The organism is Bradyrhizobium sp. AZCC 1578, assembly GCF_036924675.1.
Classification (GTDB): Bacteria; Pseudomonadota; Alphaproteobacteria; order Rhizobiales; family Xanthobacteraceae; genus Bradyrhizobium.
This window is the reverse complement of sequence record NZ_JAZHRZ010000001.1, coordinates 6,143,667-6,159,126: the sequence shown is the minus strand read 5'-3', so window position 1 is coordinate 6,159,126 and position 15,460 is coordinate 6,143,667. Positions and strand designations below refer to the sequence as shown.

Sequence of the window (15,460 nt, the reverse complement as noted above, 5' to 3'; positions counted from 1 at the left end):
CTTCCTGAGCGTCTATCAAGCTTAATCAAGGAGTTTTGTTGCAGGCGATTGGGCTCTCGCTAAGTTGCAGCACATGCCAAAGCGCGATAGGCCGCACATGAAGGATGATCTGACGGTTCGTTACGAGGAAATTCTCCGCCTGCGAGAAGAACTTGAGAGGCTGCTCGCCCGGTCAAAACAACCACATTCCCGGAAAAAATCGAATTCTCGCAACCCCCCTAATCGCTCACGCGATTGAACCGCCATACTCCCCCGAACAACGGCTATCCCGCAACCGTGCCGGGCATCTTGCGCCGGAGCCTAGCTTGTCCCAAGCAGCGCCGGCCATGTTCATGGATGGTACTTCAGATCCGCGACGGATGGTCACGCCGCCCGAAATTCAATCCGCCTCACCTCCTTGGTCCATGCCTTTGAGCCACAGCGCATTGGAAGCGTCACATTAACTACCACCATTTAATTTGGACAGCAGATTTCTTTCCTGTTATATTTAAATGCTTCAAATCCTCGGCCGGTGGCTTCAACCGGCGTCCGGCCCACACGATTACTGGTGCGGCCGCCGGGCGGCGAGATCACAGGCGGCGCAGCGAGCACCACAATGCTTCAAACTAACATGTTAAACGCCGAGAAGAGCCGCAGTCCTCAGACCGGTCCGGCGCCCAGCGACGATGCCGGATCTGGCGGTGTGGCGGAGCTTGTCAATCTCGCGCTGGGTCTATTGCGACGCCAATATCTCGTGATCATCCTTACCGCGGTATTCGCATTAACATCCTGCGTAATCTACCTGCGGATCACCCCACCGACCTATACCGCGCATGTGCAAGTCCTTCTGGCAAACCCCAGGGCACAGTTCGTTCAGCAGCAGTCGATACTTTCGGAGCCAGCCTTCGATCTCAACCAGATCGAGACCCAGATCCAGGTGCTCAAATCGAGCGCGCTAGCAACTTCAGTGATCACGCAGCTCAACCTCGTCAATGACCCTGATTTCAGCGGTTCCGGACCGTCGCTATCCTCGTTATGGCGCGGGACACCAACAGGGAACTCGACTCCGCCGGATCAATCCAAGGCCGGTGTTCCGGAAAGGCTATCGGATGCCGTTATCGCGGCGTTCCAGGACCGACTCTCAGCAAAGCGGGTCGGCATGAGCAGCATACTGGAGATCAGCTTCAATTCGAGTAACGCCGAACGGGCCGCGCAAATCGCGAATGCGGTAGCAAAGGCATACATCACGGAGCAGTTGAACGCGAAATTCGAAGCCAATCGAAGTGCAACGACTTGGCTTCAGGACAGGCTGCGCGATCTTGGCGACCAGGCGCTCAACGCCGAACGGGAAGTTAACCAATATAAGTCTCAGAACAACATCGTTTCCCCGGAAGGAAAGTCGATCGACGAGCAGCAGGTCACAGAGCTCAATAATCGACTAATGGCCATTCGGGCTCAGCTCACCGAAGCATCGGCGAGGTTGAGTCAGTATGAAGCCATCTTGCGCACCAACCCGGCAAATTCGTCTTCGATGGGTACCCTGGACGCAGTTGGCTCCGACGTCAGCAGTAATCCGATTATAAATGGCCTCCGGCAACAGTATCTTGAACTGACGAGGCGCGAAAACGAGTATTCGGCCAGATTCGGACCTAGCCATCAGGCCGTTCTCACTCTCCGCAATCGTATGCGTGACCTGCGCTCTTCGATTTTCGACGAGGTCAGGAGGCTTGCCGAAAATACTCGAAATGACGTCGAAGTTGCCAAGCAGCGACAGGTACAGATTGAGAAACAGCTCGCCGAGGCGGTGGTCCAATCCCGCACAACGAATGCAGCTGAACTGACCATAAGGGAACTGGAAAACCGTGCGAAGGGTTTGCGCAGCCTGTCTGACATGTTCCAGCAGCGCTACATCGGCTCCAAGCAACAGGAGAGTTTTCCCATCTCCGAGACGAGGGTGATCCAGCCTGCCTTACCGCCGCAGAGCAAGAGCAAGCCGAAAAGCAAGGTCGTCATGGCGCTGGGCTTGATTGGCGGCATCGGCTTCGGGGTCATGTTGGGCTTGTTCCGAGAGCTAATGGATCGGGTCTTTCGCACCTCCGCCCAGATCGAAGCCGAACTGGGACTGCCATGCCTCGCGTTGGTGCCGGAGCTCGTCGTGCCGCATTCGCCGATGCGCAGAGCCAAATCGCGTTCGACTGAAGGGGATTCGGGCCAGCGGACCATTGCGAGGGATTCGGCTATCCACCGTGCCGTCGTTGACAGGCCGCTGTCGAGGTTCGCCGAGGCGATACGCTCGATCAAGCTGGCAATTGACCTCAATGCGACCAAGACCTCAAATCAGGTTATTGGCATCACCTCGGCTCTGCCCAATGAGGGCAAGACAACAATTGCAGCTTCGCTGGCGCAGCTCATTGGGCATGGTGGAAAGAGCGTCATCATCGTCGATTGCGACCTGAGGAATCCCTCGCTGTCCTCCAGTCTAGCCCCAAATGCAGTCGCCGGCATAATCGAGGTCACCAATGGCAGCCGGTCGATAGAAGAGACAGTCTGGCGGGATCCAACAACGAACCTGGCATTCTTGCCGGCCGTTCGGCGGAGTGACCTGCTGCATAGCAGCGAACTCCTTTCAACTGACTCGATGCACAAGCTCTTCGACCGACTACGCGCGAGCTATGACTACGTCATCGTCGATCTTCCGCCCCTGACTCCATTGGTTGATGTTCGCGCCACCACACAGCTCGTCGACCACTTTATCCTGGTTGTCGAATGGGGACAGACGAAGATCGACGTCGTCAAGCATGCCCTGCACACCGCGCCTACCATCCACGACAGCCTGATCGGCACTGTCCTCAACAAGACCGACATCAAGGCAATGGCTCGCTACGACAGCTATCTGCGCGACTACTACAGCGACGACCACTGCGCCCGCTACGGCCTGTCCAACTCCGGCTAAGCAGGGATTTGTTATTCTATCTCGGTGATAATTAGTTGTTAGCGCCGGCCGCAACTGTTGCAGCCGCGCAACACACGGGGACTGCTTTTCAGATAGATACGCGAACAGGCTGGTTCGATTCGCGCGACGGTGCCAACGTGCCCGGCGATTGGTCTCAGTTGATAGTTGGGGGAACGGCTCTGATCCGCACGCTGCAAATTGGCGCGACAATCGCGGTCGGCATCCTGACCCTATTCTGTGCGGGATGTATCATCACGCCCGGTAGCGGCCCGTTGGGCGCGGACGTCCAGAGAGCGAAGGAAGGCAGCGAGCCGGCCGCGCTCCCCTACGCGCTGGTCAAGCTGACCCCGGAAGTGGTCAACATTCTTGGCCAACACATACCCAGGCTATCCACCGCGTTTGCCGCGCAAACGCCGCCGAAGGCATTTCGCTTCGGAATCGGCGACATTGTCAGTGTCACGATTTTTGAGGCCGCAGCCGGCGGTCTCTTCACTTCCGATGCGGGCGTTCGCGCCGGCAATTTTGTCACCATTCCCAACCAAGCGGTCGACGAACAAGGCAATATCGCGGTTCCATACGCAGGCTCTATTCGGGCCAAGGGCCGCACGCCCTTCGAGATTAGCAAGGAGATCACGGACAAACTCAAGGCTCGCGCCCTTGAACCGCAAGTCGTCGTCAACCTCGCGACGCAGAACACTTCTTTGATCACCGTCCTAGGGGACGTGCGTACCGCCGGCCGTTTTCCAGCCAGTCCCTCTGGCGAACGCGTCCTCGATGCAATCGCACGCGCGGGCGGCCCATCTGCGCAAGGCTACGACACCTGGGTCTCACTCAAACGGATGGGACATCGTGCGAGCGTGCCGTTTGGCGCGCTCATGTATGAGCCCGCCAATGACATTTATGTACTCCCCAACGATGTCATCTACCTGTTCAATATGCCGCAGACCTTCGTCGGGTTTGGCGCCGGCGGGACCCAAGGCCTATTCAAGTTCGACGCCTGGCGCCTGTCATTGGCCGAGGCGATCGGAAAACAAGGCGGACTGAATGACTCTCAAGCCGATCCAGCGTCGGTGTATTTATACCGCGGTGAAACGCGGGCGATTGCCAAAGAGATAGGTGTCGACGTCAGACCGTTTCAGGGCGAGATCATTCCGATCATTTTTCACGTGAATCTGCGGGATCCGTCCGGCTATTTCCTAGCCCAGTCCTTTGCTATGCGGAACAAGGACGTCATTTACACATCTAACTCGGTTAGCGTGGAAACCACCAAGTTCCTGGTCTTCCTGCGAACCATCCTGGCGACCGTAAACGACCCGATCATCTACGCAACCAACTTCTATGCGCTCAAGGCTGCTGCTTCGGGCACCGGAACGACAACAATCATCACAACGCCGCCACCGATTACGACCACCACCCCATGATAGTTGAGTTCCCGGTTGAACAACCGGAACACGCGGCCTGATGCGGCCAAGATCTGAGTGTCGGTGCGGGTCGCAAGTGACCGCGCCGGCACGGCTTCCGCCAAGGGAACTACTCTTCGTATCAGGTTGGCCTACTCGCGCCATAGCGGCGCAACATCCGCGCAGCCACGCTGCATAACGACTTGACCCGCCGACAACCGACGCTGCCCGGAGGGCGACCAGTATTGGGCAGATCGATTCCGCGAGGATGATGATCATCATCACCGGCGGGCGATGCGGCGCTCCACTACGAGTTGCTGCACGGATCATTCCCGCACGAGAAACCGGCGCCGCTATAATCGGCGCCCCAAAAAATAACTCGACTCATTTAATTGAACGCGGTTTTTGGCTTGATTTATTTAAAGCGTTAATAATAGATTAAACTTATTGCAGAAAGCCTCGAACAGTCTGGTTCTGGCATGAACTTTATTAACCGACAGGTTGCAGCCGGCCTCCACGAGGAGATAGCCCTCGAACTGTACAGCCCTCCCTCGGGCGCACAGCGAAAATGGCCAATCCGATATAGGTCCATCGAGTTGGTCGCGATTTGTACCGATCTCGGCACCATCGTTCTCGCAAGCATCATTTCAGTCTTCTTGTATCGGCTCTGCACTAGTTGGGCCGCGGCCGGCTTCGCAAACGCCATTGGCTCGGCCATCGTCGTATCAGCGATGTTCGTATCGTTGTTAAAAATTCAAGGTATGTACAATCCAAGTGAACTACTGGTCCTGCGCAGTCAGGTTCGCGCCGTTTGCGGCGCCTTGCTATTCGCATTTATCGTTCTAGCCGCTGCGGCCGGCTCGCTCAACGTTAGTGACGAATATCCGCGCGGCGCCGGAATGGCCTTTGCCTTTACCAGTCTTGCATTACTCGTTGTCGGACGAGCTCTCATCAAGAGCTTGCTCATGACAGGCCTCAGCAAAAGAAAATTCGCCGGCGGCAATATCATCCTGATTTCGGATCAACCACAGTCTAGTGATGTGGGACTTTTGCCAACGCTGAACATGCTCGGATTTTGTGTGACCAAGCATTTCAGGCTGCCTTCGCCTCGCTTCGGTTCTGATCACCGCAAGCGGCTTAGCGCTCGCGTAATTGAAAATGCTCGCGGCTCAAACGTCGAGGAAATCATCGTTGAAGCAGATCCGAACCAGTGGTCGGAATTGCGTGCATTTGTCGCCGAACTGCGGGTTCTGCCGACTCCTGTCTCCTTTGTACCCGTCGGCGCGCTTTCGGAGATGTTCAGGCGACCCACGCGGGACCTTGGCAGCACCGTATGCGTGGAAATCCAGCGAGGGCCACTTACATTCCTTGAGCGAGCCATCAAGCGGTTTACGGATTTGGTCGGCGCCGGACTTGCCCTGGTTATTCTGTCGCCGCTGCTTGCTGTAGTTGTATTAGCGATCAAGCTGGACTCGTCTGGTCCGGTCCTTTTCAGGCAGCAACGCTGTGGCTTCAACGGTCGGAGTTTCTCAATCTACAAGTTCCGCACCATGCGCGTGCTGGAGGACGGGCCATCGGTCATCCAGGCGCGGCCGGTCGATAGCCGTGTGACTCGCGTTGGAAAATGGCTGCGCCGGACGAGCATCGATGAGTTACCGCAGCTCATCAATGTGCTCTACGGAAGCATGTCACTTGTCGGGCCGCGGCCGCACGCCATCTCTCAAGACGGCCAGTTTGACAAGGTTGTCCGCAATTATGCCTTTCGGCGGCGCGTGAAGCCCGGGTTGACGGGTTGGGCGCAGATACACGGGTGTCGAGGACCCACACCCACCGCCGCCTCCATTGAACGGCGGGTTGAGTACGACCTTTGGTACATCGACAACTGGAGCGCTCGATTGGATCTGGCTATCCTGGTCCGGACACCGATTGAGGTGCTGCGCGGTCGCAACGCCTACTAGGCGCTAGAATTGGCCTGACGGTCGAGCAGATTGATCCGAACTGATTCAAGGCGCGCTCAATGAGGCGGCACCTTGCAAGTCAACATGGCCGGCGTAGCGCCAACTCAAGCCCGGGAATTACACGTCAGTATTGTTTCTCTTGGACCAGAGCGTCAGCTATGTGCGCCAGAAGCGCCTGTTCGTCCGTTTGGATCGTTTGGCGAACGCTTTGAGTGCGCGACGTCCTCTTTTCGCCTTGTGGAAGGCCGGGCACCAGCCCATTCAGCTCATTCTCGATTTCTGTCCAATCCCGATTGGTCACCGCTTGCCTCTGCCGCGCATCCATAATGCCTGACGGCAAGTTATCTCAGTTCGCCAGCCGCGCCTCCAACCCATTAATTTTGTGGTTAATAATACAATACCCCGTCGATCAGCTCACGCTCGCTGACGGGCCTTCGTGCCAGCCTCGCCAATCCGGAACTCTTCGATCTTGCGTCCCGACTTGACTGCTGCAACCAGCCACCTCGGCCGCTTGCCGCGACCCGACCAGGTTTCGGAGGTTTGAGGATTCCGATACTTTGGCAATACCCGGGGATACTTGCGGCGAGGCTTGCGGTCCGGTTGCAAATTCCCCGAATCATCACCGACAATTGTGCCGCGACTAAGCACCGCCAAGCGCTTCTCAAGTTCGCCTTTTTCGGCCCTGATCCGCGCTGACAAAATCCCGCTGATCTCTCCGTGAAGCGCCCAAAGCTCATCCAGAGACCAGGACTCTAAATCGATCTTCTTCGGAGCCATGCCGTCGCTCTTGATTTCCCCTTAGAACATAATGCGATGTCACACCCCCGAATAACAATCAAGGGGGATTACAAGGGTTCCACGGGAAAATGGATTATTCTGGCGTTCTTCGCGATTGCTTTACACAGAAATCTAGCCGCGCGAAATTCCCAGCCTGGGCGGCCCTTTGAACTGCACCGATCAAAAAGCTGCAGTCAAAGACGAGGAACTCGCCAGCCATGGTCCTGGCGTGCGTCAAGGCTCGATCGGCCCCGCCGGCGCTGTGCTTTCCTGCGCGGCCCCTTGCCTCTGTGGCGAAAGAAAAGCGACAGCCGGCATCTTATGACTTCGATATCCTTCAGGACACGCTGCCGAAGCTCAATCTGGTGTCTAAGTTGGCTAACATCACTCGATGCGGCGGACGGTACCATGCAGCGGCCAACCGCATCTTGAAGGCGAGAAAGGGATGAACCGATAGAATCCATCTGAAAATCCATTTGGGCACCTACACAAAAACTCTACAGCAACGACCCTACCCCAATCATTTCATAGCAGCGTGTCACGCTCCCTTTCCGACGCCCACCCGCTCTGCTCAAAACCCTAAATACGCCCTTGCTTTTAACTGAATTAAATTATTAAATTTACAATCAAATAATGTTTAAAAACCTAAACCTATCGATTCAAACTTCGCACGTATTTGGCGTCATCGCCAGCGATATTTCGAGGATTGGATGCTTCCGGAAAGACCGCAATCTGTTAGCCTTAACGGACCCGCGATGCGCAGGACAGACTTGGAGACAATGGATTTTGACGAGCTTTGGCTCTTGCATGAGCAGCTCACCAAACTCCTGTCCGAAAAAATCACGACAGAAAAACTTCAATTGGAGCGGCGGCTGGCGCAATTGAGCCGCGTAGAGATGCGCGACATTGAGGGCGCGCCTGCCAACCGTCCGCGACGCAAATATCCAAAAGTTCAGCCAAAATACTGGAACCCCTCTCAGCCCTCGCAAAAGTGGTCTGGGCGCGGAAAGCAGCCGAGATGGCTGGTCGCCGCCTTAAGCGCCGGACGGAAGTTGGAAGACTTTGTAATAGACAAAAGCGTTAACCTTGCAGACGACGATAATCACAACGACGAGACCTCTTGAAGCCGGTCGCGGTTAACGCATTTTATTGCGTAGGAATTTTGGCCCGCTGCACGCGTGCACTCGAGGTAGGTCACTAAGTTGCTGCGAATACCTGTGACTTCCCCAAGCAATATCCCGTAAAGTTCCATGCATGATGTGAGGGCTGCCGGTGTTGCGTTAGCCTTGGTCACAACGTGAAGCTGCTCGTTAGCCTGCTTTATTGTTTTGAGCGAATCCTGAAGAGTTCTATTGTAGGCGTTGCTTGTAAGATCGTCACCCATAGAAGCCCCCCTTGCATCAGGAAAGCTGGAATTCCCGAGAAGATTAGACGACGGTGGCGGGAAGTAGGTTCAATGTTTCCGTGAAGTTTATGCGTTGTAATGAGGGGCCGCCGACAGAAGCCGGACGATAATCTGGTCGGATGCTACGGTGGCCGATCAGCTCCCGCCAACGCACTTGGCAGGGGACCTAGCGGGAACAGTCCACGGCAGTTCGAGCCTCAGGATAGAATCCCGTGGGAGTTGGGGATACCGGGGCGGGACCTTCCCCTGTTGATCGGGCTGGGCCAAGCTGGAGCTTGAGGATAGTCTCGGGACACATCAACAAGAGGGACCGTAATGTCGACTGCGCCTCGAATTCTCATTTTGTCGGTCTCGTTGACCGCATGTCTGGCTATTTCCACGAGCTCAATAGAAGCAGCAGATAGGGCCGTTCAGCCGACTTCGATGGCTGGAGCGGATGTTAGCGCGCACCGCTGGTACGCAAGACCGCCGCGTTCAGTCGGACCTCGCCATGCTCGGTGCGAGCTAGTAGAAGGGGTCCGGGGTGCTACCCCCCTGACCGTGCCGTTTTTCGGGTCCGGCTGGTATCCTGGACCTGCGCATTACGGACCTTGCTGGCGCTATCGAGCGGGTGCGGTCATTTCAGTCAGGTATTAGGCGGCTAGCGGCTGGGCAGGTTGATACCTGCTGGCCGTGGCGCCAACGTTCGAGAGGTTCATACAAACAACGCGTTAGGTTGCCGTCGCTAGCTGGCTCATCGGAGATCATCAATGCCTGCTAGCGGTTTGCGAGCCAGCGTTTGCTGCTTCTCCGGCGATCCTTCGCACGACCAACGCTTATGCCGATATTTCGGATGCGCTCATAAATTTGGCTGAGCGCATCCGAACGCTTTCAGGCTGAGCTACTACGAGAAGTGGAAGTCATGACTATTGATGGCGCCCAGCTTGGTGTTCTTTAACGTCACCGAGTTGTCCGCATCAGCCGAAATGACGACGTCTTGGCCTACCTGCGTTGCATGGGCGAGAACGCTCGCGAAACTGTCGAAGACGCTCTTGCTGAACTGAACCACATCGTGGGACCGTCCATATGTACCGAAATCCTTGACGACGTCGTTCCCGAAGTTCGGCGCAAATACGAACGTGTCAGCGCCTCCATTCCCAACGAAGACATCGTCGCCGGAGCTGCTCGTCAGTGTATTGCTCCCTGTCGAGCCGAGGATCGCATTGCCCGAAGTACCAACAACCTGACCGGTGCTATCGATCTGCTTGGCAGTATACGTGTGCACCGTGTCGGATACGGCGGACGATGTCTTGAAGGACCAAGTGCCGTCGGCAGCCGTATTCACCGTTCCCAGTGATGCGTTGCCATCATACAGCTTGATCTGACTGTTGGCATCGGCGACGCCTTTGATCGTGACGATATCGCTCCAGTTCTTGTACATGGTGGTCAATTCGACGGACGAAGTCGGCGCAGGTGCACTGGAAGCACCGACCTGTCCGTCACCATTGAGATCCTGATGGAAGCTCGTCTCGAGCAATTTAAGGCCATAGTTCGTGCCCGACACGGAGCCGCCCGACACGGAGCCGGTCAGGGCGCTGACATGGGAAACGTAGTTGCCGTTGTTGTCGGTGTTCCAGGCCGTGTACTGACCGGTGCTCGCCTCCTTCCAGGCAACCTGATAGCCCGTCGCCGTCTTCTCCGCACCGATCGGCGTCCAGGTGCCATCTTGCCCGTCCACAAAATCCGCACCGCCATACTTCAACGTGGGGCCGGATCCGCTGCTGCTGTTGAGGTAATATTTGCCGCCGCTCTCAACGAGACTTGTCACACCAGCCGATTCGACTAGCTCACCCGGAGTTGGCGTTGGCGACGTCCCACCGATCACGCTGCTGACCGACTGCGAGGCGGCGCTGACATTGCCGGCCGCGTCGGCAGCCTTGACCGTCAGCGCGTGCGTGCCGGTCGACAAGGCGTTCGTCGTGACGCTCCAGGCTCCGGTCGAGTTTGTCGTCCCCGTTCCGACGACCGTGGTGCCGTCGTAGACCGTGACCGTGCTGTTGGCCTCGGCGGTCCCCGACAGCTTGACCTGATTGGTATTGACGATGGCGTTGCTGCTCAGGGCCGGGGCAGTCGGCGCCAGCGTATCCACCGTCACGGTCACCGCACCGGATGCGGCACTGGTCTGGCCGCTCGAGGTGGTCGCGGTCGCGGTCAGCACATGCTTGGCGTTGGTCAGGACCGAGGTGATGTAGTCCCAGCTCCCGGTCGAACTGGCGGTCGTCGTGCCGATCTGGGTCGAGCCATCGTAAATCTTGACGGTGCTGTTGGCGGCCGCGGTGCCCTTGAGCTGGAGGGTATTGTCGCTGGTGATGCCATCGCCGGCCGCTCCGGTGTCGTTCGAGAACGACGCGATGGTCGGGGTCGCCGGCGTGGCCGGGGGTGCCGAGGTGCCGGTGCTGGCCGTGACCACGGCAGACGCCGCGCCGGTGTTGCCTGCCGCATCCGTCGCCCTTGCGGTGAGGCTGTGCGAACCGGCCGCAAGGGCACCGGTGGTGTAGTTCCACACGCCACTGCCGTTGGCCGTCGCGGTCCCGATCTGGGCCGTGCCGTCGAACACCTTCACGACGCTGTTCGCTTCCGCGGTGCCGGTCAGGTTCAGGCCGCCGTTGGCGTTGTTGGTGGGCGTCGCCATCGTCGGGGCCGTGGGCGCCACCGTGTCAATTTTCACGGCAAGCACCGATGACGTCGAACTGGTGCCCGACGTGGTGGTGGCCGTGGCCTTGAGGCTATGATTGCCGTTCGACAACGCAGCGGTCGTGTAGCTCCACGCGCCACTGCTGTTGGTCGTGGTGGTCCCGATCTGGGTCGTACCGTCGAACACCTTCACGGTGCTGTTCGCGGCCGCGCTGCCGGTCAGGGTCAGCGTGCTGTCGTTGGTGATGCCGTCACCGGCCGCGCCGCTGTCGTTCGAAAAGTCGTCGATCGTCGTCGACGTCGGCGAGCTGCCGCCGCCTTCCACCGGCCAAGGGGGCGGGATAAGTTCGCCCGGAACGAGTTCACCATTCACGATGGTCGCGGAGCGTACATTTTCCCAGCGAGTGATGTGTATGTCCGCATTGACTTCCTCAAAGAGAAAGTCGTCAAACATAAATGGTCCCACAAAATACACGTCTTTGAGGGAGACGGTGATATCGTTCGCATCCGCGGCAATACGCAAGCCAAACGGACCACTCTGAAACACCACGTTATCGAAAGTAAATGTCCCACTGTAATCATCTGCAATGAACATTCCAACAGCGGTGTTGTCGGGGTTCACAATTGTCGTATTTGTGATGGTCACATTCCCGGTGCTGCCAGGGGCATAGGCTTGAATTCCATCGGCATGATCGTCTGCTATTCCGGCCGTTTCAATGTACGAATTACTGATGGTGACATCCCCGTCACCCGCAAGGCGTATACCTTCCCTTGAATCAATACGGACGTGGTCGATGGTGAACGAGCCGGCGCCTACGGTTGTTACGGACGGATTGCCGCTGTTGTCGACAATACTTTTATATGAAAGCGTCCCGCCATCTCGGAGCGTGACCGAACTCGAACTCGTAACCCCGCTTAACAACGGGTCGTTCCAGCTGAGAGGGATGTTGTCGTAGGTGGCCATCGTGTTTCCTTAAGCGCCGCATCCGTGCACGCAGCGGTTTTCTATTGAGCAACCGTTGTACCGACCAACGTTACCGTGTTGTGTGGTCCCGTCGTCGCCAACCATACATTCCGACGGAGGAGGTCGCCGTCGGCGGAGGCTTTTTTGGGACGACATGTCGGCCCACCCAAGGTGATTTCTCAATTGTCCCGTCAAAGTTCCCGCGCCGGAATTTAGTGCAGCAGCTCGTCGACTTAGCTTCCAGCTTCAGATTCTTCTTCAGTTTCGCTGCCAAGTTCGTCGGGGGTTCGTCCCTCACTCTCGTCAGATGGGCATATCGTCCGCCGGCTTGTCTTCAAAACTTATCGAAGCTTGGGAACTTTCGCGCTATGCAATGCGATTCAGCACGGCGGATGCTGCGCGCGGTGTTCTGAGAGCCCTGAGTTTGGCAACAAGATCGTCGGCTGTTCTTCAATTTCAGCAGGAGCGATCAGCGAGTGACAATGTTCAATGACGCACAGGCGCGGTCGGGTCGATTGTCTGCTGGAAAAGTAGCCTCTGATTTTGTCACCGATCATTTCCACCTGCCCTGGGCGGACCGCGAAGCTGGAGCTGAAGTCGCGCAAACCGTCTCCCGTCAAACGCATGAGAGACGCATAGCGCTGGGGCGTCGTCCATGTTCCTGCACGACAGTCCATTGAAGTCTGCGATGTCATTAGATGTCATTTCCGCCCAGCAAGGGTTCCCCACCGAGAATAAGGAACCATTTCATGGCGAAACACGCGGCCGGCGGTGATGCACGCCCCGCCGCAATCGTAATCGCGTCCGCGCTCATTGCCGCCCGGCTGCTCTCACATTCACAAATTAAATGTGATTGGACACGATGCAACTTTTAATTTAATTATCTCATCGCCAACCAAATTAAATCGACCTAGTATGTTTCAGTTAATACGATTTCAGCGCTGGATTTTGGTCGATGTCGTTGTCTGGGTGCCATGGAGGAAAAGATGACGAATGCCAATTCAACAAAAAGCCGGGCCGTTCAGCAATTAATGGGGACTGAGTCTTCTGCGGATTCTGCCTTTGATTGGCTCTCCCTTATTTATCCCATCAACAGTTTGATCATTGGCACCGGAGACGACGATGCCCTAGATGCACAAGCTGACGGCGATGTTGTCCTGGGCCTTGCAGGCAATGACCTTTTAAGCAGTGCATTCAACCGCACAGCATTGATCGGAGGTAGCGGCAACGACACGCTGACCACCACCGTTGTTGTCCCGCTCCAAAGCGATGCGCCTGTGCGCGGCCTTGCCATTCAGTTCGGCGGAACAGGCGACGATGACCTCGATGCGACCGTCACCCTTCAGGGTGGGAGCACGCCCCAGAGCACGGAGCCAATCGCAGATGTGCTACTCGATGGCGGCAGCGGAAACGACACGATCAATGCCACGGCAAATGTGACGCTTCCTGCCTTTGGAATTGTGACCGTCAGAACCGACGTGATCGGCGGATGCGGCAATGATACCATTCATGCCGTTGCTGATGGCCGTAACGTTATCGGAACCAGTATCGCGATGAACACCGTCGACGGCGGCTGGGGCAATGACCACATCACAGCTCATGCCGAAACGGAATTCTCTGCGCTCCGCGGCACAGCCAGCAACGTATTGTTCGGTGGCAACGGCAACGATGTCCTGGACGCGTCTGCTGAGGGGCGATCCAATTTCACCGAGTCGGTTACAAATGAGCTTCACGGTGGTCGGGGCAACGACGTGCTGCATGCCTTCAACCTGACAGACTCCAATAGCGGCAGGCCGATTGGTATCAACCAGCTTTGGGGCGATGATGGCAACGACACCCTCGATGCGACTCATTCCACCGACGGGGAGAACACCGTCACGGATGTCACGAATTACCTCGATGGCGGGAAAGGCAATGACAACCTGACTGCGAACTCCACCGCGCTTGGCGGATTTGTTCGCGCACTCAATCAACTCGAGGGCGGCGATGGAAGAGACAGCCTCACGGCACATCTCGACGCTGTAGCTCACGGCGGGCCGGATCTCGGGCTGGATCTCTACAATGTCGCGAATATCCTGAATGGCGGTTCCGGAGATGACCAGCTTACCGCATTCCTTTCGGCAACCCCCGATCCTGTGGTTACAGACGATTCTATTGCCGAGAATCGTCTGGATGGCGGCGCCGGAAACGATGTCCTGACGGCAACCGTTGTGTCAGGCTCAATAGGATCAAGCTTCCTCAGTGGCGGCGCGGGCAATGATCAACTCACCGTCTTTGGTGGGTCAGGAAACGTTCTCGATGGGGGCGATGGCAGCGACACGCTCACAAGCGGCATCGGAAACGACGCTATGTTTGGCGGATCCGGCGCGGATACGTTCGTCTTTGCCGCTGAGAACGGGCATGACACGGCCGATTTCGAAAAGGGGCAAGACAAGATCGACCTTACAGCTTTGGCAGCAGAGGGCATCCATGACATTGGCGATTTGAGTATTGAAGCGATCGGTGGAAACACCATCGTTCACCTTGATGGAGATAACGACCTCACCGTCGCCGGCGTCGTGAATCTCAGCGCAGGTGACTTTTGGTTCGCGTAGCCGGGCCGGAAGCCATCTTGATTGTTCCGCCAGGACAGACATCAAGTGCGACACACGTAAGTTCGTTGCAGCCGACTGAATAGAATCTAGTATGGGTACAAGTCGCGCGGATCTGCAACCACGCCATGCCTCGTTATCACAAATGGGCGCCTAATTTGATTACCCGACGAGACCGCTAATGCGATCCGCGACGGCGACTTAGCGGTAGCTCTCGATATGGCAGGGCATGGCCAATTTATTGTACCGGCTCCTGATTGTACCCTGTTTCTGGACCGGGTGCTTACGTCACATTTGAAGGCGGCGCATTCCGGACCGCGTCGTTCTCATCGGACCATTTCTAGGTCACTCCACTATCTTTTGCGTGGGAGGTGTTGTGTCCAAGGTCGAAGTCAGGGAACCTTGTGATGAGCGCCGTCTTCAAGAACTGGATATGCCTGATAGTCGCTTCCAGCTCATTTAACCGCCTCTGCCCTTCCGCTATCTCGCTGCCTAGCAAATTCTGATAATGGTTATCCTCGGGATCGCGCGTCAGATACTCATCGGAATCATTGCCCAAGGTTACTGCTGATCGCGCTAACGCGTCATCAATACGTGATTTTAGGCCAGCTTGTTCTACCTTTGCGCCTTCCAGCGCATCCTCTATCGACCGAAAAATGGATGTAGCGCGGGCACGATCCGTTTCGGTATCTCGGCTGGCCGATCGCGCCTTGAAATTCACAACGCTGCGCGCCTTTAGAAATCGTTGGAACATCTTCCG

The 15,460-nt window shown here is 56.8% G+C and carries 9 protein-coding genes; 5 read left to right on the top strand and 4 right to left on the bottom strand.

Annotated elements, in window-relative coordinates:
- Window positions 1-595 precede the first annotated feature (595 nt).
- The 3 genes from V1290_RS29545 (at window position 596) to V1290_RS29535 (ending at window position 6,290) form a co-directional block, all read left to right on the top strand.
- Window positions 596-2,932, top strand: coding sequence for an AAA family ATPase (locus tag V1290_RS29545; protein ID WP_334367632.1), 2,337 nt, complete (start codon window positions 596-598; stop codon window positions 2,930-2,932).
- 182 nt (window positions 2,933-3,114) lie between these two features.
- Window positions 3,115-4,353, top strand: a complete 1,239-nt coding sequence (locus V1290_RS29540; protein ID WP_442895084.1) for a polysaccharide biosynthesis/export family protein — start codon at window positions 3,115-3,117, stop codon at window positions 4,351-4,353.
- 458 nt (window positions 4,354-4,811) lie between these two features.
- Window positions 4,812-6,290, top strand: a complete 1,479-nt coding sequence (locus V1290_RS29535; RefSeq protein ID WP_334367630.1) for an exopolysaccharide biosynthesis polyprenyl glycosylphosphotransferase — start codon at window positions 4,812-4,814, stop codon at window positions 6,288-6,290.
- A 414-nt stretch (window positions 6,291-6,704) separates the two neighbouring features.
- On the opposite strand, the gene V1290_RS29530 is transcribed toward V1290_RS29535, so the two are convergent.
- Window positions 6,705-7,067, bottom strand: a complete 363-nt coding sequence (locus V1290_RS29530; protein ID WP_334367629.1) for an H-NS histone family protein — start codon at window positions 7,065-7,067, stop codon at window positions 6,705-6,707.
- A 779-nt stretch (window positions 7,068-7,846) separates the two neighbouring features.
- Here V1290_RS29530 and V1290_RS29525 point away from each other — a divergent pair.
- Window positions 7,847-8,191: an H-NS histone family protein gene (locus V1290_RS29525; RefSeq protein ID WP_442895022.1), complete on the top strand. Its 345-nt coding sequence runs from the start codon at window positions 7,847-7,849 to the stop codon at window positions 8,189-8,191.
- Between the two features lie 1,164 nt (window positions 8,192-9,355).
- On the opposite strand, the gene V1290_RS29520 is transcribed toward V1290_RS29525, so the two are convergent.
- The gene (locus tag V1290_RS29520) at window positions 9,356-12,109 is read right to left on the bottom strand and encodes an Ig-like domain-containing protein (protein WP_334367627.1); all 2,754 of its coding nucleotides are present in this window, start codon (window positions 12,107-12,109) and stop codon (window positions 9,356-9,358) included.
- Window positions 12,110-12,489: 380 nt separating this feature from the next.
- Window positions 12,490-12,804, bottom strand: coding sequence for a hypothetical protein (locus V1290_RS29515; RefSeq protein WP_334367626.1), 315 nt, complete (start codon window positions 12,802-12,804; stop codon window positions 12,490-12,492).
- Between the two features lie 291 nt (window positions 12,805-13,095).
- On the opposite strand from V1290_RS29515, the gene V1290_RS29510 reads away from it, so the two are divergent.
- On the top strand, window positions 13,096-14,703 hold the full coding sequence (locus V1290_RS29510; RefSeq protein WP_334367625.1) for a calcium-binding protein: 1,608 nt from the start codon (window positions 13,096-13,098) through the stop codon (window positions 14,701-14,703).
- Between the two features lie 337 nt (window positions 14,704-15,040).
- Here the strand turns inward: V1290_RS29510 and V1290_RS29505 are convergent, their stop codons facing one another.
- Window positions 15,041-15,454 (bottom strand): hypothetical protein, encoded by a 414-nt coding sequence (locus tag V1290_RS29505; RefSeq protein WP_334367624.1) that lies wholly within the window; start codon window positions 15,452-15,454, stop codon window positions 15,041-15,043.
- Between the last annotated feature and the right edge of the window lie 6 nt (window positions 15,455-15,460).